Origin of the sequence: Paracraurococcus ruber (assembly GCF_004353985.1) — a bacterium.
GTDB lineage: Bacteria > Pseudomonadota > Alphaproteobacteria > Acetobacterales > Acetobacteraceae > Paracraurococcus > Paracraurococcus ruber.
Genome location: NZ_SMOA01000025.1, coordinates 24,052 through 45,526, shown reverse-complemented (window position 1 = coordinate 45,526; position 21,475 = coordinate 24,052). Strand labels below are relative to the sequence as shown.

Genomic DNA, 21,475 nt, shown 5'->3' with positions numbered 1-21,475 from the left:
GCGCCGCCGGCGCCGGCCGCCGCGGCCGCGGTGCCGATGCCCAGCGCCCGCAGCAGGCCCCGCCGCGCCGGCGCCCGATCCTCCCTTTCCTTGCTCATCGTTCCTGGTCCCCGGTCATGGCGGCAATTCCGCCGCCGCTTGTTCGATCTCCACGGCCAGCCGCCCCAGCCCGCCCACGGCGCGGTAGAACCGGGCGGGCGCGGCGCCTTCCAGGTCGGCGAAGAACCGGCCGGCCCAGGGGCGGAGATGGCGCTGGAAGAAGGGCCCGGCCGCCGCGGGGTCGCCGAAGCGGCCGGCGATCAGCCCCGCCAGCGTCTCGCAGAGGAAGGCGATATGGTCCTCGGGCTCCGCCACGCCCTCGCCCCGCGCCACGCCCAGGCGGCCGAGGTCGCCGCGCAACTCGGCCAGCGGGCGTTCATGCAGGAAGCCGGTCAGGTAGTAGGAAGCGTAGGGGAGCAGTTCGCCGCGGCCGACGCCGATGAACAGGTCGAAATGCTCCCGCTCCACCGACACCGGGTCGGTCGCGCCGGCGGCGGCGGCCAGCGCCTGGATGGCCTGCCCGACCGGGTTGGGATTGCCGGCAAGCGCCGCCAGCCGCCGCAGCAGGTCCTGCTCCGGCGGGGCGGCGAGCAGGCGGCCGAGCAGGGCGAATAGTTGCGCCCGCTCGACATCCACCAGATCGATCTGTGCGTCCCCGGTCATGGTTCTTTCCCGATCCTGATACCTGACGTCACCGCTTGGGCTTGGCAAGACGCTTCTTCACGGCCCCGCGCGGGCCGGGCGACCGAAGGGTCCGTCGGGCGCCGCCCCCTTCCCGGGCCTGCGGCGCGGGATCCTGGCACGGCGTCTCAGGCGGGGCGTGCGCTGCCATGGCGGCGGGGGCGCGGCGGTGGCGGCTCCGGTTCCGGCGTCCCGACAGGGTCGGCCATCGCCTGCGACGGGACTGCGGCAGCGGCCGGACGCGGCAGCGCCGGGTCGGCCAGGGGCGATGCGACCTGCAGCGGCGCCGGCGTCGGCGCGGCCTCCGCCTCGGTCGCTTCGGGCATGGCAGCCGGCTCGGCCGGCGGCTCCGCTGCCTCGGGCGTGGCCATGCCGACCGCCTGGGCCAGCAGCCGCGTCAGGTCGCCGCCCAGGGCATGGGCGAAACCCGGCACACCATCGGGCGCATTGAAATCCCAGGCATAATCGGCCGGGCCGACATAGCTGCGGATGACCGGGTCCAGGCTCCAGGCCCGCCGCAGCGCGGCATGGCGCAGCGCGGACGGCACCTCCGGCCGGAGGAAGGCGGCGATGTCGCTCTCGGCGGTCAGGCTCTCGACCGGCGGCAGGCTGTCCGGGTCGAATGCCGGCTCCGGCAGTGGTGGTTCGGCGGCCGGTGCGGCGGCGACCGGCGGCGGATGCGGCCCGTCCACGGGCCGCGGCGCCGGCGCGAGGTCGGGCGCCGGGGCGGCGACCTCCTCCACCGGCAGGCCCGCCGCGGCGGCGCGCTTGCGGCGGGACCAGCGGCCGAAGAACCCCTCGCCCGGGCGCTCCTCCTCGCTCATCCCTCCCCGTCCCCGCCGCCGCGACGGCGCGACATCGCCTGCGGGTCCAGCCGGTCGCGGCGCCGCTTGTGGAAGCCGCGTTCGACATGATGCTGCGCGACGAACGTCTCCGCCGCGGCGCGCAGGCCGGGCGGCAGGGGCAGGCTCTCCAGCAGGTCGTTGCCGGATTCCGCGTAGGTCTCGGCCTCCCCGGGGTCGAGCGTGACCAGGTGCAGGTCGAACCCCGGCTCCCCCGGCCCGGGGCGCAGCACCACCCAGACCAGGGGCGGCGTGGCGGCCAGGTTGTCGCGGTAGTTGGCGGTGTCGGTCGGGTGCAGCGTCACCTCCGCCGTGCCGGCGAAGAACAGGCTGCGGCCGGCTTCCTCCCGCAGCAGGGTCCAGGGCGGGACCGGCGGCGCCTCCTCCAGCACCTCCACCGCCCGCCAGGACCATTCGGCCCAGGGGGTCACGCCCGGCCGGCGCTCCGCCAGCACGGCGACCGGGATGCGGAGGGTGCCGGGGACTTCCAGGCGGCCGGTCATGCGCCGGCCTCCGCCGCGACCAGGGGCAGGCCGACCAGGTTCTGCGGCTTCATGCGCACGCGCTGCGCCGCATCCATCGCCAGCGCCAGGTAGACCGGCCGGCCGGCGGCGCGCGGCAGCACCCGCGTCGCATCGGCGAATTCCAGCACGCCCAGCCAGAGGATGCGCGCCAGCCGCGCCTGCGCCACCGGCCGGCCATGCCACAGGTCGTTGGCGATCGCCGTCGCCTCGGTGTCCAGGCCGACATGCCAGGTCCAGGCCGGATCCTCGATCACCGGGGCGGGGCGGATCGTCACCGCCTCCCCGAAGACATGCCCGATGAAGCGCTCCAGCGCGCGGGCCATGCCATGCTGGCCGGGCCGCCCCTCGGCAATGTCGAGGGCGAGGTCATGCGCGTCCGAGCGGGCGCGGTAGCCTGGCGCCAGGGCGTCGGAGAGCACATCCAGCTCCACCGTCCGAGGCGGCGCCCCGGCCTCGGTCAGCAGCCGGCCGATCGTGCCCAGGTCGCCATCGGCGGCGCGGGCATCGAGATGCTCCTCGTCGGCCAGCAGGGTCGCACCCTGGTGGATGGCGGCGCGCTGCGGCCGGAACAGGAGTTCGCCGGCGCGCAGGGTGTAGGCGTCGCTCTCCCCCTCCAGCGCCGCGCGGGCGATCAGGTGCGTCAGCATCTGCAGGAAGAGCGGCGGGATGCCCGCGACGTTCCCGCGGAACAGCGACAGCCAGGCGGCTTCCAGGCTGGCCTGGGCCTGCACCCGGTCGCGGAACCCCAGGAAAACCTGCCAGTTCTCCCGCGCATCCGCGTCGGCGAGGGCGGCGAGCTGCGCCGGCGGCACCGGCCGCAGCGGGTCGGCGAGAAGACCGGTGTGCAGGGCCAGTTCGGCATCGCAGGCCTCCTCCGGCGGGAGGAGCTCCGGCCGGGCGAGGAAGGCCCGCCAGAGATCGGGCGTCGGCACCAGGCGCCCGGCGGCGTCGCGGTCGCAGAAGAGGTGGCCGGAGGCGACCCAGAAATCACTCATCGCGGGGGCAGGCTCGTCAGGTCGGGATGTTCGGGCGCCTCGCCCTCGCTCTCGAGGATGGCGAAGACCGGCAGGCGGCCGAAATCGCCGTGGGGGGTTTCGCGGCGGTGCAGGGTGCGGAAGCGCTCGCGCACGGCACCGTCCTCCATGCTCCGGGCCAGGGCGAGGACGGTGCCGGGCGGATGGCCGCAGAGGGAGGCGGCGAAGGCGATTTCCTCCTCCGCCGCGGCGCGGGCGGTGGCGGCGTCCGGCGCGCCATAGGCGGCGCGGATATGGGCGGCCAGCGCCGCGGTGGCGGCCTCGCGGTCTTCGGGCGTGGCCTCGGCCACCTCGACCAGGGTCGAGAAGCCGAAGCTGCCCAGGCCGAGGAAGCCGGCGCGGAATTCCTGCCGGCGCTTGCCGGTCAGGGCCTCCGGGTCCTCGTCCCAGAAGTCGAAGCCGCCGGGCACCGCCCATTCGCCCGGTTCGGCGGCGCGGCCGAACACGACGAGGTCCGAGGGATCCAGCCGGATGGTGCGGGGCAACCGCGAAAGGGGGGGTTCCAAGGGGGGCTTCGCGCCCTTTGCGGGATTGGCGGCACCGCCGCCGATGGGCGAGCCACGGTCTCGCGTGGTCATGGTGTCAGGCCCCGGCGGCTGGTGGCGCCGTCCCGTTCGATGACCAGTTCGCAGGTGTTCGGGTCCACCCCGCGCCGGGCGTCGCTCGCGTCGAGAAGCCGCGCGAGGTAGCGCTCGATCAGCCGCTTCGGCCCACGGGCCTGCCAATCGTCCAGCGCGGCCATCAGGTGGCGGGCCCAGCCGGCGGTGAGGTCGGGCACGCTCAGCCCCTCCCATCCCTCCTCCGCCAGGCCGGTCAGGTCCGGCACCTCGCCGGGTTCCATCGGCAGGGTCAGCGTCACGCGGGCCTCCATGCCCAGCACCAGCCAGTCCGGCACCGCGTCCTCCGCGGTGCCGGGCGGGGCGGCCAGGCGCACCACGCCGCAGCGGGCGCCGTTCACCAGCAGGATGCCGGGCCAGGCGAATTGCACCGGGATCTCGGGCGGGCCTTCGGCGGCGAGCGCATCGGCCAGGGCATTGGCGCCGGCCAGCAATGCCAGGCGGGCGGCGGCCAGCGGCAGCTCGGGTTCCAGCACCACCGCAGCCTCGGCCCGGACGGAGGAGCGCACCCAGGCGAGCAGCCCCGCCCCGCGCTCCGGCGCCAGGGCCTGGGCACGGGCCATGGCATCGCCGCCCTCCCGCAGCGGGAAGGAGGCGAAGACGGTCGGCAGGGGCGGCAGGTCCGAGATCGGCGCGGCTCCGTCGGGTGGGTCGCAAGGGCAGGGTGGCGCGCATATATGGGCTGCGGCCCGCCGCGCCCAGGCGCCCCGGCATCCTGGCGCGCGGGCCGGCGGAGGGCGCGCGCCCTTCCCCACCCTCCCCCATTGGACGGGCAGGCCAGCCGCGCCGACCGGCATGGCAGCGGCCGCCCGAGGACCACAGGCTGCATGAGCGAGCGGGACGCCAGGATCGAGTTCGTCTGCAGCTGCGAGGACACGATGGTCCTGGACGGCAAGGCGCTGGCCCGCGGCTGCGCGGCGCGCGGGACGGAGCTGCGCATGGCCGAACAGCTCTGCCGGGCACAGCTGGACCGCTTCCTGGTGGCGCTGGGGGAGGGGCGGCCGGTGACGGTCGCCTGCACGCAGGAAGCGCCGCTCTTCGGGCAGGAGGCCGAAGCGGCCGGCGCCACCGCGCCGCTGGCCTTCGTGAATGTGCGGGAGACGGGCGGGTGGGCGAAGGACGGCGCCGCTGCCGGCCCGAAGATGGCGGGGCTGCTGGCCGCCGCCGCGGTGCCGCTGCCGCCGACGCCGGTGGTGCCGCTGCGGAGCGAGGGCGTGGCCCTGGTGCTGGGTCGCGACGCGACGGCGCTGGCGGCGGCGGAGCGCCTGGCGGACCGTCTCGACCTGACGGTGCTGCTGACCGGGACGGAGCCGGTGCAGCCGGCGCGCGCGGCCGCCTTCCCCGTGCTGCGCGGCAGGGCCCGGACGGCGACCGGGTATCTCGGCCATTTCGAGGTGGTGGTGGATGGCTATGCCGCGCCCTCCCCCGCGTCCCGCGCCGCCTATCACTGGGGCGCGGCGCGGGACGGGGCGACGAGCCGCTGCGACCTCCTGCTGGATCTGACCGGCGGCCCGCCGCTGTTCCCGGCGGATGCGGTGCGGCCGGGCTACCTGCGCGCCGATCCCGCCGATGCCGCGGCGGTGGAACGGCTGGTCGCCGAGGCGTGCGGGCTGGTCGGCGAGTTCGACAAGCCACGCTTCGTGACCTTCGATGCCGGGCTTTGCGCGCATAGCCGCAACCGGCGGGTGGGCTGCACCCGCTGCCTGGATCTGTGCCCGACCGGGGCGATCACGCCCGGGAAGGACAGCGTGGTGATTTCCGCCGAGATCTGCGCCGGCTGCGGCGCCTGTGCCGCGGTCTGCCCGACCGGCGCGGCGACCTATGCCCTGCCGCCGCCGGCGACGACGCTGGCACGGCTGCGCGCCCTGCTGCTGGGCCATGCCGAGGCGGGCGGGCGCGACGCCGTGCTGCTGCTGCACGATGCCGGGCATGGGGAGCCGCTGATCGACGCGCTGGCGCGGCATGGCGACGGCCTGCCCGCACGGGTGCTGCCGCTGCGGGTGAACGAGGTCTCGCAGCTGGACCTGGCGACCTTGGCGGCGGCATTTGCCTGGGGCGCCGCCGGGCTGCGGGTGCTGCTGCCGGGCCGGCGCGCGCATGGGACGGAGGGGCTGCGCCGCAACCTCGACTATGTCGGCGCGGCGCTGGATGGGCTGGGGCTGGCGGCGGCGCTGCCCCGGGCCGCGACGGTGGAGACCGACGATCCCTTCACCCTGGCCGAGGCGCTGGCCCCCGCCCTGGCGCTGCGCGCGCCTGGGGCGCCGGCGCAATTCCTGCCGCTCGGCACCCCGCGGGAGGTGCTGCGGCTGGCGCTGCGCGGGCTGCATGCGGCGGCGGGGGCCGCGGCACCGGCGGTCGTGCCGATGCCGGAGAAGGCGCCCTCCGGCCTGGCGCGCGTCGCGGCGGAGGGCTGCACGCTCTGCCTCGCCTGCACCATGGTCTGCCCGACGAGCGCGTTCTCGGCGAACCCGGAGACGCCGCAGCTTCGCTTCCTGGAGGATGCCTGCGTGCAATGCGGCCTCTGCGCCGCGACCTGCCCCGAGAAGGTCATCACGCTGGAGCCGCGGCTGAACTTCGCCGAGACGGCCGCGCAGCCGCAGGTGGTGAAGGAGGAGGAGCCGGCGCTCTGCACACGCTGCAGCAAGGCCTTCGGCACGCGCAGCAGCATCGACCGGGTGAAGGCGAAGCTCGGCGCCGGCGGGCACTGGATGTTCGCGGACCCGCAACGCCTGGCCGTGCTGGACATGTGCGAGGATTGCCGCGCCATCGAGGCGACCTTCGGCGGGCTCGACCCCTATGCCGGCCCGCCGCGGCCGGTCACCAAGACCACGGAGGACTGGCTGCGGGAGGCGGAGCGGGCCCGGGCCGCCGCCGCCCGCGAGGAATAGGGCGGCCGCGCGGTCCCTTGGACGCGCAAGCCCCTCGCCGTTGCGGATTGCGGCGCGGACGCATGCGATCCGGCCTGCGATCCGCGCGGCTCACCCCCCGCCGACGGGCCTGTGCCATCGCGGCACGTGCTCGCCTGACGACACGCGCCTCGCCGCAGCCGCCCGCGGCCAAGGGGGACGCTACTCCGTCGCCATCTCGCCGGAGCCGCCGAACTCCTTCGGCACATCCAGGAATTTCGGCAGGCCGTCACGGATGGGCAGCACCGTCTCGGCGTAGAAGACGTGCAGGCCCGGCTTGAAGGGCAGGTCCGGAATGGTGGCGGCATAGACATCCACCAGGTTCATCGGCGGGTGCCGCGTCATCAGGTGGCCGCCGCACTGCGTGCAGTATTGCCGATGGCTGTTGTCGGTCTTGGCGAAGGTGCCGATCTGCGCTTCCCCCTTCGTCACCGTCACGGCCTCCGGCGACCACAGGGTGAAGGCGTTCACCGGGCCGGCCGACCAGGACCGGCAGGACCGGCAATGGCAATAGCCCATGCCATGCGGCTCGCCGGTCACCTCGATCTCGACCGCGCCGCAGAAGCAGGCGCCCTTGTAGCTCGGCATCGTGTCCACCCCCATCGCTGGCGGCGCAGCCTGGACCGCGCCGGCGGCGCGGCCAAGCCATGCGAAAGCACAGGGCCGTGACGGTCAGTGGCCGCGCGCGTCCAGATACGCCACGCCCTGGCCGCTGGGGCTGCCGAGCACCGCGTCCTCCCGCATCGCCACCTGGCCGCGCAGCACCGCCATCGCCGGCCAGCCGGTGCAGCGATGCCCGGCGAAGGGCGTCCAGCCGCAGGGGGAGACGATCCAGCTTTCCTCGATGGTCCGCTGCTTCCGCATGTCCACCAGGGTGAAGTCGGCGTCGTAGCCGGCCGCCAGCCGGCCCTTGCCCACCACGCCATAGACGCGTGCAGGGCCCGCGCACATCAGGTCCGCGAGGCGGGAGAGCGAGAGGCGCCCGGCGCTGACATGGTCCAGCATCAGCGGCACGATGGTCTGCACGCCCGTCAGCCCCGCCGCGCCGTCCGGCCAGGGGCGTTCCTTGGCCGCGCGGGAATGCGGCGCATGGTCGCTGCCCACCACATCCACCGTGCCGTCGCGCACCGCCGCCCAGGCGGCGTCGAGGTGGCGCTGGTCGCGGATCGGCGGGTTCATCACGGCATAGCCGCCAAGGCGGTCATAGGCCTCGTCGGTCTGGGTCAGGTGGTTCAGCAGCACCTCCACCGTGCAGACGTCGCGGTAGTCCCACAGATACGCCAGTTCCTCGGCGGTCGAGACATGCAGGATATGCGCGGGGCGGCCGGTCTTCCGGGCCAGCGCCATCAGCCGCCGCGTGCCGAGCAGGGCGCATTCCACGTCGCGCCAAACCATGTGGTTGCGGTGCGGCATGCCGGACGTGAATTGCGGCTTGCGTTCCTGCAGGCGGTACTCGTCCTCCGAATGGTAGCAGATGCGGCGGCGGCCGCTGCGCATCACCGCTTCCAGCGACGCATCGTCCTCCACCAGGAGATCGCCGGTGCTGCTGCCGGCGAAGACCTTCACCGCGCAGACATTCGGCTGCAGTTCCAGCGCCGCCAGTTCGGCGATGTTCTTCTTGCTGGCACCGACATAGAGGCCGACATCCACCCAGGCGCGGCCCGCCAGGTAGTCGCGCTTCCAGTCCAGCCTCTCCCGGTCGGTGATGCTGGGCGCGGTGTTCGGCATGTCGAACACCGCGGTCAGGCCGCCGAGCAGCGCGGCCTTCGTCCCGGTCTCCAGCGTCTCCACGGCCGCATCGCCCGGGTCGCGCAGATGCACATGCGCGTCGATCAGCCCGGGCAGCACATGCAGGTTGCGGCAGTCGATCTCCTCGGCGGCCGTGGCCAGGCGCAGGTCGCCCAGGGCGGCGATCCGGCCGTCCCGCACGCCGATATCGGTGGTCTCCACGCCCCAGGGCAGCACGCAGGCGCCGCCGCGCAGGATCAGGTCGTAGGATGCCATGGGCGGGGTCCTCCTCGGGGCCGGGTTCCGCCTGTCCTATAACAAGCCGCGCGCAGGCCGACGATGCCGCCCCCGGCGGCCAAGGCGGCCGGCACGCTGCCGTCGGCGCAGGATGGCCATCGTCGCCAGGAAGCCCGCCCAGGTCGGGCAGCCACGGCCGGCCGCGGCACGCCGCGTGCCCGGCGGCAGCCTAGCCGCGCGGACGCGAAGGGCGGCACGCGCCTGGCCGGGCGCGCCGGTGCGTCGCGTCGTCAGCGCGCCGCCAGCACCTCGAACACATCCCCGGTGCCGCGCCGCCCCTCGACATGGCGGCGGTGCCAGAGCGCGTAGAACAGCAGGTGCCAGGCGGCGAAGCCGCGATGCTTCTCGCCGCCGGCATGGCGGAACAGGGCCGCGACCCGGTCGGGCCGGGCGATCTCCGCGACGCCTGGCTGCGCCGCGACCAGGGGCCCCAGCCGGTCTCCCACGCGCTCGATCCAGGCGCCGATCGGCACGGTGAAGCCCTGTTTCGGGCGGAAGGGCTCGGCCGCCGGCAGGCGCTGGGCCAGCCATTGCCGCAGCAGCCACTTGCCGGTGTGGCCCTGCACCTTCAGCGCATCCGGCAGGCGGAAGGCGGCGGCGGCGATGCCGGGGTCCAGCAGCGGGGTACGCCCTTCCACGCCATGCGCCATAAGGCAGCGGTCCAGCTTGATCAGCAGGTCGTTCGGCAGCCAGTCCGCCACGTCCAGCGCCTGCGCCGCCTGCAGCCGCGTGCGGCCGCCGGTCGCCGCCGCGGCCTCGGCGGCGCCGATGCCGTCGCGCCAGCCGGTCGGCGCCTCCCGCAGCACCTGCAGCCGGTCGAAGCTGCCGCGGGCGCGCGGCGCCTTGCCGCCCAGCCACCAGGGCCGCATGGCGGCGCGATAGCGGCCATAGCCCCCGAACAGCTCGTCGCCGCCCTCGCCGGAGAGGACGACCTTCACATCCTCCCGCGCCCGGCGCGCCAGGAACCAGGTGGGGATGATGGCATAGTCGGCGGCCGGGTCGTCCATGGCGCCGACGATCTCCGGCAAATGGCGCCAGACCATCTGCTCGGTGACCGCCACCGTCACGTGCCGCGCGCCGGTCGCCGCCGCCAGCGCCGCCGCCTGCGCACGCTCATCCGCCGCGCCGGGCACGTCGAAGCCGGCGGTGAAGGCCAGCACCGGGCGGTCGTTCAGCCGCGCCATCATGGCCAGCACCGTGGCGCTGTCCACGCCGCCCGAGAGGAACATGCCATAGGGCACGTCGCTGCGCTGGTGCAGCAGCACGCTCTCCTCCAGCGCGGCGTCCAGCCGGGCCAGCGCCTCGGCCTCGGTCGCCGCTTCCGGCCCCCCTTCCGGCAGCGCGGCGCGGTGGCGGCGTTCGGTCACGGCGCCGTCCGCGATCACCACCGTCTCGCCGGGCAGCACGCGGCGGATGCCTTCGAAGATCGTCTCCGCGCCGGTGGTGAACTGCAGCTGCAGCAGCTCGGCCCGCGCCGCCGCGCGCACCCGCGGCTGCACCAGGCCGGCGGCGATCAGCGCCTGCGGCTCGGACGCGAAGGCGATGCCGCCCGCCACGTCCGCGATGTAGAGCGGCTTGATACCGAAGGGATCCCGCGCCAGCACCACCTGCCGCGCCGCACGGTCGGCCAGCGCGATGGCGTACATGCCGCGCAGCCCCTCGGCGAAGCCGATGCCGTCGCGCCGCCACAGATGCAGCGGCGGCTCGCAATCGCTGTTGGTCGTGCAGCGCAGCTGGTTGGCCTCGCGCAGTTCCCGGTAGTTGTACACCTCGCCATTGGCCACCAGCGCCGCCGGGCCGGCGAACAGCGGCTGGTCGCCGGTGACGAGGTCGATGATCGCGAGGCGGGTATGCGCCAGCGCGACGCTGCCCGCGACATGGTGGCCGGCGCCGTCCGGGCCGCGATGCGCCAGCGCGCGTGCCAAGGCCTCCAGCACGGCGGTATCGGGCTTCTCGCCCTGGCGCAGCGCGAGGCCGGCAAGGCCGCACATCAGCGCGCCTCCCCATGGATCGGCACGCCGTCCGGCGCATCATCGGCCCGCGCGCCTTCCGGCGCGACGGAACGCAGGAATTCCCGCCAGCGCGCGAGCACCGGCGCCTCGGCATGGGCGCGGGCGAATTCGGCGCGGCCGGCCGCGGCCAGGGCGGCGGCGCGGGCAGGATTCGCCAGCAAACCGGCGATGGCGGTGGCGAGCGCGGCCGGATCCTCCTTCGGCACCAGCAGGCCGGTCTCGCCCGGGCGGATCAGCTCCACCGGGCCCTGCGCCGCGGCGGCGACGACGGGCGCGCCGGCCGACCAGGCTTCCAGCACCACATTGCCCAGCGGTTCGTGGCGGGACGGGCAGACGAAGACATCGCAGCCGCGCAGCAGCGCCCCCGCATCCTGCCGCCAGCCGAGGAAGGTCACGCGCTCCGCCACGCCCAATTCCCGTGCCAGATGTTCGAGCGAGGCCCGCTCCTTCCCCTCGCCCGCCAGGGACAGATGCGCCCCGGGCAGCCGGGCCAGCGCGTGCAGCAGCAGGTCGAAGCCCTTGTTCGGGTGCAGCCGGCCCAGCGCCAGCAGGCGCTGGGCGCCGGGCAGCGCGACGGGCGCCACCCCGGCATAGTCATGCGCGAAATTCGGCACGTAATGCGCCCGCGCCGCCGGCCAGCCCTGGCGCACCAGCCAGTCCCGCAGGTCCTGCGTGTTGCCGACCAGGTGGTCGCAATGGCGGTAGTATTTCAGGTCGTAGTAGCCGCCGAGCCGGCCCACCAGCGTCCAGGGCGCGCCGCGCCGCTTCACCGCGCCGGCGAAGCGGCCGGCACGGTTGGCCCAGGCGACGACGACCCGTGGCGCGAAGGCGGCCAGCGCCCGGCACAGGCGCGGGCGGGTCATCAGGTCGAAGGGGCCGCCCATCGGCAGTTCCACCGGGTCGAGCCCGCCGGCGCGAAGCCGGGCGGCGCGGCCGGGCTCCGCCCGGATCACCGCCAGCACCTGCTCGCCGACCGCGTGTTGGGCCAGGGTCAGGCGTTCGTAGAAGGCCTCGGCGCCGCCGACGACCGCGCCGGCCATCACATGCGCGACGCGGAGGGGCCGATCGCGGAGGACCCTGCCCTCCGCAGCATCGCCGGCGGCGGCGCCGATCGACCCAGGGCCAGGGGGCCCCTGGACCCCTCGGGCCTGGCTCGGGCCGGGGCGGCTCATGCCAGCGCCTCGAAGCAGGCGGCGACCGCGTCCCAGGTCGGGCCGGGGCCGCGCGCCAGGGCGGCACGGTGCATGGCATCCCAGGCCAGGCGGTCCGACAGCAGCCGCAGCGCGGCCTCCGCGAAGGCGCCGTCGTCTTGCGCCACCACGCCCGTCACGCCATCCGCCACGCGTTCCGGCACCGAACCCAGCGGCGTCACCACGGCCGGCAGGCCCAGCGCCTGCGCCTCCGCCACCGCCAGGCAGAAGGTCTCCCCGGGATCGCCGCGATAGAGCATCACCCGCGCCGCCCCCAGCCTTGCGGCGAGCAGCGGGCGCGGCAGCGGGTCGAACAGGCGTACGCCCTGCGCGGCCAGGGAGGCGGCCCGGGCCAGCACCGGCGCCGCGCGGGTGGCGAGGCGGGCATCGCCGCCATAGGTGGCCGCGCCGGCATAGAGGTGCAACTCGGCCGAAGGAAGGAGCGGTCGGATGCGCCTGGCCCAGACATCCAGCAGCCAGTCCAGCCCCCGCAGCGGGTTGGAGGCGAAGACGGCCACCGGCGGCGGCGCCGGCCGCGGCGCGGGCGGCGCGTCGAAGGGCGGGGCGAGGGCGAGCGGGATCTCGATGGGGCGGAAGGGCAGGATGCGCGGCAGGCTGGCGCTGTGCGAGGGCCCGAGCGTGACGAGGCGCGGCCAGGCCGCCAGGAGCGGCAGCAGATGCCGCGGCTTGCGCAGGTAGCCGCCGGGATTGTGCAGCCAGAGCACGCGGCGGCCCGCCGGCAGCGCCCGGAACAGCCGCGGCAGGCGATTGGCAAGGACGAGATCACAAGCCGCGCCGCCGGTGGCCAGCGGGGCCCAGCGCAACCCGTCCCGCGTCTCGGGCGGTCCGTCGCCGGCACGCAGTTCAAGGTCGTGCCCGCGCCGGACGAAGGCCTGTGCCAGGAGGGCAAAGGCGGTCTCGACCCCGCCCAGCGGTCGCGCCGCCAAGTCGCCGGGCCCGAGACGCGGCCCCTCCGTCGCCATCAGGATGCGCAAGCCGCCCCGCTCATCCCGGCGGCGCCGGGCGGTGGCGCTCCGGCTCCAGCCGCGCCTTCAGATGCGACAGCAGGGGGAACAGCCCGGCGCAGAGCGCGATCAGCAGGCCCCAGCCGCCTTCCCTGTACCCCTTCCGGCCGATGTAGCATTTGACGATGCGGGAGGCGCAGCGGCGGAGATTGTCGGGCAGCGAGCCGATCCGCCCTTCCGCCAGCAGGTCCGCCGCCTTGGCCGAGGAATAGCGGTCCAGCCGCCGCAGCATGTCGGAGATGTCGCGGTCCACCTCGTGCCGGATGCCATGCGCGGTCAGGCGCTCGCCCTCGGTGCCCGTCCAGTCCAGGCCCGGATGCACGCGCTGGCCGCGCCAATGCTTGGCGCCCTTCCGGAACAGGATGGGCTTGAGCGTCGTGCCGAAGCTGCCGCCCCAGCCATGCAGGATCAGCCGGTCGCCCACGTAATTGTCGATGCGCACGCGGTGGTACTGGTGCGCGGAGGCGGCGATGACGCGCCTGATCTCGTCCCACAGGGCGGGTGGCACCCGCTCATCGGCATCGACCTCCAGGACCCAGTCGCCGGTGCAGGCGGCGATCCCGGCATTGCGGCGCGCCCCTTCCAGCTCCCAGCCGCCCTCCAGCACCCGGGCGCCCTGGGCGCGCGCGATGTCGGCGCTGGCATCGGTGCTGCGGTCCAGCACCACCAGGATCTCGTCCGCCGGCGCCAGGCTGACGAGGCAGGCGGGCAGCCGCGCGGCCTCGTTGCGGGCGACGACCAGGGCGGACAGGCGCGGGGCGGCCGCCGCGCGGGCCGGCGCGGCGACGGTCGCGGTCGTGCTCATGCCGCTGCCCTTGCCGCCGGCAGGGGGCCGGGGGACGGCAGGGGCAGGCCGCGGCGACCCCGGCGCGCTGCGGGGGATGTCGGGCCTGGCATGGTCACGCCGCCGCCCGCCTGTCGAGCAACCCCTGCGCCGCCGCCAGCGCCGCCTCCAGCGTCAGGCCCGGCATGGAATCCAGCGCCGGGCTGCCGGGCGCGACGGCGGTCGCGGTGCGGCGGCCGGCGGGGGCGTATTCCTCGACGCGCGAGGGGCCGAACAGGCCGAGCGTCGGCGTGCCGGTCGCGGCCGAGAGATGCATCAGCCCGCTGTCATTGCCGACGAACAGGGCGCTGCGGGCCAGTACCGCCGCCACCTCGGGCAGGGAGAGCCGGCCGACCAGGTCCACCGCGCGGTCGCCCAGCGCGGCCAGCACCGGTGCGGCCATCGCCGCCTCCTGCGCGCCGGGCCCGCCCAGCACCGCGGCGCGGGCGCCGGCCAGCGGCGCGCCGGGCGCGGTCAGCGCCCGGAACAGGGCGACGAAGCGGTCCGCCGGCCAGACCTTGCGGTCCCAGTTGGCGGTGGGGCCGAGGGCGATCCAGAGCCCCCCCTCGCCGGGCAGCAGCGCGGCGGCGCGCGCCCGGTCGGCGGCGTTGAACCAGGCGACCGGCAGGGGCGGCGGGTCGAGGCCCAGCAGCGCCCCGAGATGCGTCAGCCGATGCCCCTTCTGCCGGCCGCCGCGCATGACGAAGCGCTGCCCTGCCCGCAGCATCCAGGCGAAGGCCGAGCCGCGGAGGTCGACCACGATGTCCCAGCGCTGGCGCCCGACCTCCCGCCACAGCTCCCACCAGTGCAGCCGGAAGCGGCGCTTGGCCAGCACGATGGTCCAGGCGCGGTTCGGCATGCGGGCGAAGACGCCCTCCGCCGCCGGGCCGCAGGCGACCGCGACCTTGGCATGCGGATGGGTGCGGATCAGGTGGTCCAGCAGCCCGGTGGACAGCACGGCATCGCCGATCCGGGTGGAGGAGATGAAGAGGATGCGCACGGCCCGGCGGCTGTAGCATGTCCGCGGCCCGCGCCCTACCCGTTGCAGCGCCGCCCCCGCCGCCCCCATCTTCCCGCCATGCCGATTGCCGATCTTCCCGACCGGGGCGTGGTGGAGGTGGCGGGCGAGGACCGCGTCGCCTTCCTCCAGGGCCTGCTCTCCAACGATGTCGCCCTGGCCGCCCCCGGGCGGGCGGTCTTCGCCGCGCTGCTGACCCCGCAGGGCAAGTGGTGGGCCGACATGCTGGTCCTGGCGGCGGATGACCGCCTGCTGCTGGATTGCGAGAGGGCGCAGGCCCCGGCCCTGGCGCAGCGGCTGGCGCGGTTCCGGCTGCGATCCAAGGTCACGGTCCACGATGCCTCCGGCGCGTTCACCGTGCAGGCGGGCTGGGGCGGCGCGCCGCTGCCGGCGGGCATCCCGGCCGCGCCCGACCCGCGGCTGCCGGAGGCCGGCTGGCGCGCCCTGTCGCCGGCGCCGCTGCCCGCCACCGACGCGACTGCCGAGGATTGGGACCGCCACCGCCTCGCCCTTGGGCTGCCCGACGGGTCGAAGGACCTGGTCCCGGAGCAGACCGTGCTGCTCGAGGCCGGTTTCGACGAGCTGCACGGCATTTCCTGGACCAAGGGCTGCTACATGGGCCAGGAGCTGACGGCGCGGACCAAGTATCGCGGACTGCTCAAGCGCCGGCTGGTGCCGGTGGCGGTGGACGGGCCGCTGCCGGGGCCCGGCACCCCGGTGCTGGCCGGGGAGGCGGAGGCGGGCGAGATGCGGTCCGGCCGCGACGGCATGGGCATTGCGCAGCTGCGGCTGGAGGCGCTGGACGGCCGCCCGCTGCGCTGCGGCGACGCCGCGCTCCTGCCGCGCATCCCCAGCTGGATGATGCTGCCGGCGCGCGAACCGGCCTAGGCTGGCGCGGCAGGAGGGAGGATCGCCATGCAGCGCCGGGGGCTCGCCGCCGGGATCGCGTTCGCCGCCGCCGGGCCGGCCGCCGCCGCCCCGGCGCGGCAGAGGGTTGTCTACCATGTGGGCGATGAGGGCGGGCCGGAGCATGCCGCCTGGCGCACCGCGCTGGGCAACATGCGCAACCACCTCGACGCGGTGGGCGACGCCCGGCTCGACCTCGCCTGCGTGCTGAACGCGACCGGCGTGCGGCTGCTGCTGCGGGCGGCGGAGGATGCGGCGATGGCGGCACAGGTCGCGGCGCTGCGGGCGCGCGGGGCGCGCTTCCTGGTCTGCGCCAACAGCCTGCGCGGCCAGTCCCTGGCGCGGGAGGCCCTGTTCGCGGTGCCGGAGGCGGATGTGGTGCCGGCGGGGGTGGTGGAGCTCGCCCGGCTGCAGGCGGAGGGCTATGCCTATATCCGGCCCTGAAGACAGGCATGGCCCGGGCGTGCGGGTGCCGCCGCCGCTGCTGGTCGGCGGGCTGGTGCTGCTGGGCTGGCTGCTGCGCGGCCTGGCGCCGCTGCCGGCCGGGGCGCCGCAGCCCGGCCTGGCCTTCGTGGTGATGGGCCTCGGCCTCGCGCTCTCGGTCTGGACCGTCGCGGTGATGGTCCGCGCCGGCACGGACCCCATGCCGCACAAGCCGGACCAGGCGCTGGTGGAGCGCGGCCCTTTCCGGCTTTCCCGCAACCCGATCTATCTGGGCTTCCTGCTGGTGGCGGCCGGCATCGCGCTGCGGCTGGGCGATCTCTGGCCCTGGCTGGCGGTGGCGGCGAGCTTCCTGGTGCTGGACCGGCTGGTGGTGGCGCGGGAGGAGGCCTATCTGCGCCGCCGCTTCGGCCCGCCCTACGAAGCCTATCTCGCCCGGGTCCGTCGCTGGATCTGATGCCGCCGTCCTGACGTCGCCATGCCGGTCTCGCGCGCCGTGGCGCCGGCGCGGCAGGCACGCCGTTATGCCGGGCGGCGTGCCGCCAGGGTGGCCCAGCTTCCGTAGCGAATGGCCGCCGCGCAGGCTTTGCCCGTCAGGCGCGGCGGCTGGCACGGACGGCCATCGCAGCCCTGACCATGGCATGCCGCCGGGCGCGGCGCTGGCGATCCTGCCGCATGCCAGGGTCTTGGTCGGCTTCCCCGCCTGATCGAGGTGCTGCGGCCCGCGCCAGGGTGGCCGGCCGCAGGGAGCCTCGGCCGAAGCCCCAGCGCGCGGCGGCCCGGGATGCAAACGCCACGCCGATGCCGGCGCATGGCCGGCAAGGCCCCCGCTGCCACACGGCGTTGCGGGGGCATCGTCACGCCGGATCGCCCCTGCGCCGGGCGAAGGCCTGTCGCAGATGCCGCATCACCATCCGCGCCGCGTTGAAGGCGTGCAGGCTTTCCTTCCGGGTATGGAGCCCGGTGCGGCGCCAGGGCGCGACATCGTAGCAACGCCGCGTCAGAGCCACGCAGGCCGGGCCATCGCCCGCCGATTGCCAGTGCCGGATTGCCGCGACGGCATCCGCGACGTCGAAGCTGACCATCCGGGGACCATCGGCGACGAAGCCCGATGGCGCGTGCAGCCGCAGGCCGACGCCATGCCGCCCGAGTGCGTCCAGATTGTCCACCCGATCATCGATGAACGCCATGCGACCGCGGGGCACGCCATGCCGTGCCTCGACAACCGGCAGGATCCAGCTCTTGCAGAGGCCGCGCCGCAGCAACTGCATCGGTCCCCCGGTCCGCATCGCCGCCAGCAGAAGGTCCTCGGCCGCCATGATGTCCTGGACGGGTCCATCGGGTCCGAGGACGCCCGCGGCCGCCAGGATCCGGCGGGCCTCCCGCCGCGAGCGGTGGGTCAGGACGACGATCGGACATCCGAGATCGCGGAGCGTCTCGCGCAGGTTGTCGTGCAGCAGGAGGATCTCCCGCTCCCGGCTCTCCGGCGGCATTGCCTCGTAGACGACCACGCCATCGAGGTCGAGCAGCAGCAGGGACGCATCCCCTTTCATTGCCAGAGCACCAGTCCGTTGCGGCGCAGCCACGCCTCGAATTCGGCATAGTGCGGGCTGACATTCGACCAGGGATAGTACTGATCCTTCCTGTGCAGCCAGATGTCGGGCTGCCAGGATCCGGAATCGCCTTCCCCCTGGTACCAGCAGATGACCGCCGTCCGGATGCGGCGTGCCCCGGCATCCTGGATCCGCTGCCGCACATACCGGAGCGAGGCGCCGGTATGGATCGCATCATCCACGATGACGACATCCCGGCCCGTCACGTCGAAGCCGAAGCCGTCCTGGCTGACCTCCAGGGTTTCGTGCCGGGTCTGCAGCAGCCGCCACAGCGGCATCAGCACCGGCAGCGTCACCAGCCAGTTCGGCAGGCCGAGCATCTGCTTCAGGCGGAAGAGATACTGCTTGTAGCGGCTGCCGATGCGCCTGACCTGCACGATCTCGAACGGCACGCCGAGCTGCCCGGCGACGATCTTGGCGGGGACAAGGGCACCATTCGCCAGCCCGACGACGAGATCGGGCACGCCGCCGGCCGCAGCGATCTCGGCCGCCAGATCCTCGGACAGGCTGACCGCTTCCGGCATGGTCATGTAGATCTTGTCCCGGGCCGCGGCGTACTTCCCGTAAGCGGGGGAGCGTTCGCGTTCGAGAATGGTCGAATGAGCCATGTCGAAGATCCCTGTTGCAAATCGGGCGCGTCGCAGCAGCCGCCGGCAGGCGTGATCCGACCCCCGGCTGCATGGGCCCGGATGGCGGCCGCTACCATGTCGGCGTCCCCTCGCCATCGTGCCGCAGGCTGCAGGAAACTGCCGCGTCCTGCAGACACATCGCGCCATCCCGTCGGCGATGGCAGCCGGACCGCAATGCCCCTGTCGCATGCCAGGACGCGACGCGCCATCGCCGTGCCGACGCGCATCGATACGCGATGCCGCCATTGGCGATGAGAACCCGCATCGCGCGCGGAAGGCTTTCTTCCCGGCGGGATATTCAACCCCCGTCCTGCGCCCGCCTGGCTAAGGCGTCGCCAGGTGCGGTCCTGCATCGAGGGCGCCGGGGCGCGGACGCCGCGATGACACGGCCTCCGTCACAGCTTCGTTGATCGGGACGCCACCGCCTTTCCATCCTCCGGTCTCGATGGCCACCTTGGCCCTGCCACGGCCAGGGACGGCATGATGCTCGCACGACCGGACAGCGAAACCGCCGCGCCGCCAGCGCCGCAGATGCCCGGCGATGCCGCGGTGCAGGACCTGTCGCGCTTCGTTCTGCCGCGTGGCTTCCGCGGCCGCTCCGCCGTCTATGTCCAGTTCTGGTGGATCATCCAGTCGCTGCTCTTCCGGACGTCCCCGCAGATCTGCAAGGGCTGGCGGCGGTTCATCCTGCGCTGCTTCGGCGCGGAGATCGGGCCGCGGGTGCAGGTCCGCCCTCGCGTCCGCGTCACCTATCCCTGGAAGGTCCGCATCGGCGCGCATGCCTGGGTGGGCGACGACGTGGAGATCTATTCCCTCGGCCCGATCAGCATCGGCCGCAATGCGGTGGTATCGCAGGGCAGCTATCTCTGCGCGGGAACGCATGACCATCGCGATCCGACCTTTCCCATCCGCGGCGAACCCATCGTGATCGAGGATGAGGCCTGGGTGGCGGCCGGCTGCTTCATCGGCCCCGGCGTCACCATCGGCCGCGGCGCGGTCGTCGGCGCCCGTTCCGTCGTGCTGTCGGACATCCCGCCGGGGATGATGGCGGCCGGCCATCCGGCCCGCGTGCTGGGCCCCCGCATCCCGGCCGGCCGATGACGGGCGCTGCCGTCGGCGGCATCCCCCGCCGCGCGCTCGGCGCGCTGCTGGCCGGCAGCGGCGCGGCGCGTGCGGCGGAGACGGCACCGCGCAGAGGCGCTTTGCGCTTCGCCATGGAATTCGACGATCCGCGCCGACCGCTGCTGCGCCGCCAGGGCGGGCCCTTCGATCCCTATCACGCCTATTTCAGCGCCGTGCCGGATCGCTACTGGGGCGAGGAATCGACGGTTGCGACCGACCCGTCCTTCGAGCCGGCGCCGGTCAATCCCTTCACCGTGGCCCGCGGCTTCCTGCGCATCGAGGCGAAGCCGGTGCCGCCGCGCTACGCCGCCACCTCACCCAAGCCCTATGTCGGCGGCGTCCTGACCACCGCCAACGGCCCGCACTGGGCCCGCACCACCGGCGGGTTCGAACAGAAATTCGGCTTCTGGGAGGTCCGCTGCCGCATGGCGCGGACGCGCAGCTTCTGGAGTTCCTTCTACCTGAACGGCGGCATCCGCCATGGCAGGGACCTGACCTCGGGCGAGATCGACATGTTCGAGTGCCTGGGGCACCAGACCCGCTCGGTCTACCAGACCGCGCATGACAACTGGTCCAAGCCCAAATGGACCAACCACCAGGAATGGCACGCGCCCTTCGACTGGTCGGAAGGCTTCCATACCTACGGCCTGCTCTGGGCGCCGGACCGCATCGTCTGGTATGTGGACGGCGCGGAGACCTATCGCGCCACCGAGCCCATGGTGGCCGCGTATCGCGAGCGGTGCGGCCCGATGTTCATGGTGATCGGCCTCGGCATCGGTGCGCCGCAATCCTGGCCCGGCCCGCCGGACGACAGCACGGTCTTTCCAGGGCAGTTCGACATCGACTGGATCCGCGTCCACGCGGTCTGAGGCCGGGCGGCAAGCGGCACGACGACAGGCATTCGCATCGTCGGGCCCGGCTGGGGCGACCATCGGCGCATGCAGGCCGATCGCAGCATGGGGGTCGCTGCCCGGCCCTGATCCGCGCCGGCGGCGCTATCCCACCGTCCGGCCGTGCCGGGCCCCGTACCGCAGCGGCCCATGCCATGTGCTGCCGCTGGTGGTGCGGATGTCGAAGCTGTTCGCCTTCGCGGGCCCGGCCAGGTGCAGCACCCCAATCGGGGCATGCGGCGGATAGGGCGCGCAGAAGCGGCCCGCCGTCGCATCCCACATCGGGGTTGCCAGGTTGCAGATCCAGTTGCAGGTCGCTGGCAGGAAGGTGGCCGGCAGGCGGTCGAGATAGATCGCGGCATTCAGGCCGAACTGGTCGTGCGGCGCATCGTCGCCCGTGCGGTCGATCGCCGACTGGTAGCGCCGGCACCAGGCATCCCAATGCGGCGCCTGCGCCGCCATGGCGAAGACGCCGTTGTTGATATGGGCCCGCAGGCCGAGGCGGAGCCCATTCCCCAGCCCGTAGCCGCGGATGAAATGCTTGAACTGCCAGGCGATCAGCCAGGGCCAGAAACGGTAGGCCGGGTCATCCTGGCGGACCATGGCGGCCCCCTTCGCCCACGCCCCGTCTTCCAGCGCCTGCAGCGCCGCCACATCCTGCAGCCAGGTGTCCGCGTCGAGCCAGACATAGAGGCCAAAGTCGGGGAAGACCTCCCGCAGGAAGGGCCGCGCCAGATACCCCATGCGGGCGAGGCCGCGGTCGGGCCGCTGACGATGGCGCAGGCGGGTCTGCGGCGCGCGTACCAGCACGCCCCGCCCTTCCAGCCAGTGTCGCTGATCCGGCGCGAGACCCAGATCGAGGAAGCCGATGCTGCGGTCGTTGGCGCCGCCGGCCAGCAGCGATTCGATGAGGTCGCGCGCGAAGGGGAAGAAGGCGTCGTCCGATCCCGTGACGAGGATGCTGCCGGCGGTGCCCTTGGCGGAGCTTGTCGTTGTCGCAGACGGCATCCTGGAATTTCGCAGCACCTGCCATGATCGCCCGACCCGGGCGGGCGCAACACACCACAGCCGCTGCTCCGAGGCAAATCGCTCGCCTCGCGGTTCCGCGACTGTGAGAGTCCCACCGGACCGGCGCGTG

Annotated in this window: 22 protein-coding genes; 6 read left to right on the top strand and 16 right to left on the bottom strand. The window is 74.2% G+C overall.

Going from position 1 to position 21,475, the window contains the following annotated elements:
* Positions 1–114: 114 nt before the first annotated feature.
* The 6 genes from E2C05_RS07605 to E2C05_RS07580 all read right to left on the bottom strand — a co-directional run bounded on the left by E2C05_RS07605 (position 115) and on the right by E2C05_RS07580 (position 4,348).
* A complete protein-coding gene (locus tag E2C05_RS07605; RefSeq protein WP_133219012.1) occupies positions 115–702 on the bottom strand; it encodes a TorD/DmsD family molecular chaperone in 588 nt (195 codons plus the stop codon).
* Positions 703–848: 146 nt separating this feature from the next.
* Positions 849–1,544 carry a DUF3306 domain-containing protein gene (locus E2C05_RS34160; RefSeq protein WP_200305271.1) on the bottom strand — a complete coding sequence of 232 codons (696 nt, stop codon included), beginning with the start codon at positions 1,542–1,544 and terminating at the stop codon, positions 849–851.
* Positions 1,541–2,065: a DUF3305 domain-containing protein gene (locus E2C05_RS07595; RefSeq protein WP_133219011.1), complete on the bottom strand. Its 525-nt coding sequence runs from the start codon at positions 2,063–2,065 to the stop codon at positions 1,541–1,543. The genes E2C05_RS34160 and E2C05_RS07595 overlap by 4 nt, the downstream gene beginning before the upstream one ends.
* Positions 2,062–3,081, bottom strand: a complete 1,020-nt coding sequence (locus E2C05_RS07590) for a DUF6352 family protein (protein ID WP_133219010.1) — start codon at positions 3,079–3,081, stop codon at positions 2,062–2,064. Before E2C05_RS07590 ends, E2C05_RS07595 begins: the two co-directional genes overlap by 4 nt.
* Complete coding sequence (locus tag E2C05_RS07585; RefSeq protein ID WP_240046639.1) at positions 3,078–3,605, bottom strand: DUF6505 family protein; 528 nt, start codon at positions 3,603–3,605, stop codon at positions 3,078–3,080. Before E2C05_RS07585 ends, E2C05_RS07590 begins: the two co-directional genes overlap by 4 nt.
* A gap of 89 nt (positions 3,606–3,694) precedes the next feature.
* Positions 3,695–4,348 carry a biotin/lipoate--protein ligase family protein gene (locus E2C05_RS07580; RefSeq protein WP_274607240.1) on the bottom strand — a complete coding sequence of 218 codons (654 nt, stop codon included), beginning with the start codon at positions 4,346–4,348 and terminating at the stop codon, positions 3,695–3,697.
* A gap of 216 nt (positions 4,349–4,564) precedes the next feature.
* On the opposite strand from E2C05_RS07580, the gene E2C05_RS07575 reads away from it, so the two are divergent.
* On the top strand, positions 4,565–6,625 hold the full coding sequence (locus E2C05_RS07575) for a 4Fe-4S dicluster domain-containing protein (RefSeq protein ID WP_133219007.1): 2,061 nt from the start codon (positions 4,565–4,567) through the stop codon (positions 6,623–6,625).
* A gap of 180 nt (positions 6,626–6,805) precedes the next feature.
* On the opposite strand, the gene E2C05_RS07570 is transcribed toward E2C05_RS07575, so the two are convergent.
* From E2C05_RS07570 to E2C05_RS07540, 7 genes are all read right to left on the bottom strand, one after another.
* On the bottom strand, positions 6,806–7,231 hold the full coding sequence (locus E2C05_RS07570) for a GFA family protein (RefSeq protein WP_133219016.1): 426 nt from the start codon (positions 7,229–7,231) through the stop codon (positions 6,806–6,808).
* A gap of 84 nt (positions 7,232–7,315) precedes the next feature.
* On the bottom strand, positions 7,316–8,647 hold the full coding sequence (locus E2C05_RS07565; RefSeq protein WP_133219006.1) for a dihydroorotase: 1,332 nt from the start codon (positions 8,645–8,647) through the stop codon (positions 7,316–7,318).
* A gap of 251 nt (positions 8,648–8,898) precedes the next feature.
* Positions 8,899–10,659, bottom strand: coding sequence for an asparagine synthase (glutamine-hydrolyzing) (gene asnB, locus E2C05_RS07560; protein WP_133219005.1), 1,761 nt, complete (start codon positions 10,657–10,659; stop codon positions 8,899–8,901).
* Positions 10,659–11,720, bottom strand: a complete 1,062-nt coding sequence (locus tag E2C05_RS07555) for a glycosyltransferase (RefSeq protein ID WP_133219004.1) — start codon at positions 11,718–11,720, stop codon at positions 10,659–10,661. The genes asnB and E2C05_RS07555 overlap by 1 nt, the downstream gene beginning before the upstream one ends.
* A gap of 128 nt (positions 11,721–11,848) precedes the next feature.
* Positions 11,849–12,865: a glycosyltransferase gene (locus tag E2C05_RS07550; protein ID WP_133219003.1), complete on the bottom strand. Its 1,017-nt coding sequence runs from the start codon at positions 12,863–12,865 to the stop codon at positions 11,849–11,851.
* 10 nt (positions 12,866–12,875) lie between these two features.
* Positions 12,876–13,700: a glycosyltransferase family 2 protein gene (locus tag E2C05_RS07545; RefSeq protein WP_133219002.1), complete on the bottom strand. Its 825-nt coding sequence runs from the start codon at positions 13,698–13,700 to the stop codon at positions 12,876–12,878.
* A gap of 94 nt (positions 13,701–13,794) precedes the next feature.
* The gene (locus E2C05_RS07540; protein WP_133219001.1) at positions 13,795–14,718 is read right to left on the bottom strand and encodes a glycosyltransferase family 9 protein; all 924 of its coding nucleotides are present in this window, start codon (positions 14,716–14,718) and stop codon (positions 13,795–13,797) included.
* Between the two features lie 78 nt (positions 14,719–14,796).
* Between E2C05_RS07540 and ygfZ the strand changes: the two genes are divergently transcribed.
* From ygfZ to E2C05_RS07525, 3 genes are read left to right on the top strand one after another with little or no spacing between them, the layout of a single operon-like run.
* Positions 14,797–15,624, top strand: a complete 828-nt coding sequence (ygfZ, locus tag E2C05_RS07535) for a CAF17-like 4Fe-4S cluster assembly/insertion protein YgfZ (protein ID WP_240046635.1) — start codon at positions 14,797–14,799, stop codon at positions 15,622–15,624.
* A 27-nt stretch (positions 15,625–15,651) separates the two neighbouring features.
* Positions 15,652–16,086 (top strand): DsrE family protein, encoded by a 435-nt coding sequence (locus tag E2C05_RS07530; RefSeq protein ID WP_133218999.1) that lies wholly within the window; start codon positions 15,652–15,654, stop codon positions 16,084–16,086.
* Between the two features lie 19 nt (positions 16,087–16,105).
* On the top strand, positions 16,106–16,540 hold the full coding sequence (locus tag E2C05_RS07525) for a methyltransferase family protein (protein WP_133218998.1): 435 nt from the start codon (positions 16,106–16,108) through the stop codon (positions 16,538–16,540).
* Positions 16,541–16,940: 400 nt separating this feature from the next.
* On the opposite strand, the gene E2C05_RS07520 is transcribed toward E2C05_RS07525, so the two are convergent.
* Together E2C05_RS07520 and E2C05_RS07515 are read right to left on the bottom strand one after the other, a co-directional pair.
* The gene (locus tag E2C05_RS07520; RefSeq protein ID WP_133218997.1) at positions 16,941–17,669 is read right to left on the bottom strand and encodes an HAD family hydrolase; all 729 of its coding nucleotides are present in this window, start codon (positions 17,667–17,669) and stop codon (positions 16,941–16,943) included.
* On the bottom strand, positions 17,633–18,304 hold the full coding sequence (locus tag E2C05_RS07515) for a phosphoribosyltransferase (protein ID WP_158291995.1): 672 nt from the start codon (positions 18,302–18,304) through the stop codon (positions 17,633–17,635). The genes E2C05_RS07520 and E2C05_RS07515 overlap by 37 nt, the downstream gene beginning before the upstream one ends.
* Before the next feature lie 504 nt (positions 18,305–18,808).
* On the opposite strand from E2C05_RS07515, the gene E2C05_RS07510 reads away from it, so the two are divergent.
* Together E2C05_RS07510 and E2C05_RS07505 are read left to right on the top strand one after the other, a co-directional pair.
* Positions 18,809–19,426 (top strand): WcaF family extracellular polysaccharide biosynthesis acetyltransferase, encoded by a 618-nt coding sequence (locus E2C05_RS07510; protein ID WP_200305432.1) that lies wholly within the window; start codon positions 18,809–18,811, stop codon positions 19,424–19,426.
* The gene (locus tag E2C05_RS07505) at positions 19,423–20,316 is read left to right on the top strand and encodes a glycoside hydrolase family 16 protein (protein WP_133218995.1); all 894 of its coding nucleotides are present in this window, start codon (positions 19,423–19,425) and stop codon (positions 20,314–20,316) included. Before E2C05_RS07510 ends, E2C05_RS07505 begins: the two co-directional genes overlap by 4 nt.
* Before the next feature lie 126 nt (positions 20,317–20,442).
* Here E2C05_RS07505 and E2C05_RS07500 read toward each other — a convergent pair whose 3' ends face one another.
* The gene (locus E2C05_RS07500; RefSeq protein ID WP_133218994.1) at positions 20,443–21,345 is read right to left on the bottom strand and encodes a hypothetical protein; all 903 of its coding nucleotides are present in this window, start codon (positions 21,343–21,345) and stop codon (positions 20,443–20,445) included.
* Between the last annotated feature and the right edge of the window lie 130 nt (positions 21,346–21,475).

Bases quoted from the DNA above. Each gene is read 5' to 3' on its own strand.
- E2C05_RS07605 (WP_133219012.1), bottom strand. From the start codon at position 702: ATGACCGGGGACGCACAGATCGATCTGGTGGATGTCGAGCGGGCGCAA.
- E2C05_RS34160 (WP_200305271.1), bottom strand. From the start codon at position 1,544: ATGAGCGAGGAGGAGCGCCCGGGCGAGGGGTTCTTCGGCCGCTGGTCC.
- E2C05_RS07595 (WP_133219011.1), bottom strand. From the start codon at position 2,065: ATGACCGGCCGCCTGGAAGTCCCCGGCACCCTCCGCATCCCGGTCGCC.
- E2C05_RS07590 (WP_133219010.1), bottom strand. From the start codon at position 3,081: ATGAGTGATTTCTGGGTCGCCTCCGGCCACCTCTTCTGCGACCGCGAC.
- E2C05_RS07575 (WP_133219007.1), top strand. From the start codon at position 4,565: ATGAGCGAGCGGGACGCCAGGATCGAGTTCGTCTGCAGCTGCGAGGAC.
- E2C05_RS07570 (WP_133219016.1), bottom strand. From the start codon at position 7,231: ATGCCGAGCTACAAGGGCGCCTGCTTCTGCGGCGCGGTCGAGATCGAG.
- E2C05_RS07565 (WP_133219006.1), bottom strand. From the start codon at position 8,647: ATGGCATCCTACGACCTGATCCTGCGCGGCGGCGCCTGCGTGCTGCCC.
- asnB (WP_133219005.1), bottom strand. From the start codon at position 10,659: ATGTGCGGCCTTGCCGGCCTCGCGCTGCGCCAGGGCGAGAAGCCCGAT.
- E2C05_RS07555 (WP_133219004.1), bottom strand. From the start codon at position 11,720: ATGGCCGGCGCGGTCGTCGGCGGCGCCGAGGCCTTCTACGAACGCCTG.
- E2C05_RS07545 (WP_133219002.1), bottom strand. From the start codon at position 13,700: ATGAGCACGACCGCGACCGTCGCCGCGCCGGCCCGCGCGGCGGCCGCC.
- ygfZ (WP_240046635.1), top strand. From the start codon at position 14,797: ATGCCGATTGCCGATCTTCCCGACCGGGGCGTGGTGGAGGTGGCGGGC.
- E2C05_RS07530 (WP_133218999.1), top strand. From the start codon at position 15,652: ATGCAGCGCCGGGGGCTCGCCGCCGGGATCGCGTTCGCCGCCGCCGGG.
- E2C05_RS07515 (WP_158291995.1), bottom strand. From the start codon at position 18,304: ATGGCTCATTCGACCATTCTCGAACGCGAACGCTCCCCCGCTTACGGG.
- E2C05_RS07510 (WP_200305432.1), top strand. From the start codon at position 18,809: ATGCTCGCACGACCGGACAGCGAAACCGCCGCGCCGCCAGCGCCGCAG.
- E2C05_RS07505 (WP_133218995.1), top strand. From the start codon at position 19,423: ATGACGGGCGCTGCCGTCGGCGGCATCCCCCGCCGCGCGCTCGGCGCG.
- E2C05_RS07500 (WP_133218994.1), bottom strand. From the start codon at position 21,345: ATGCCGTCTGCGACAACGACAAGCTCCGCCAAGGGCACCGCCGGCAGC.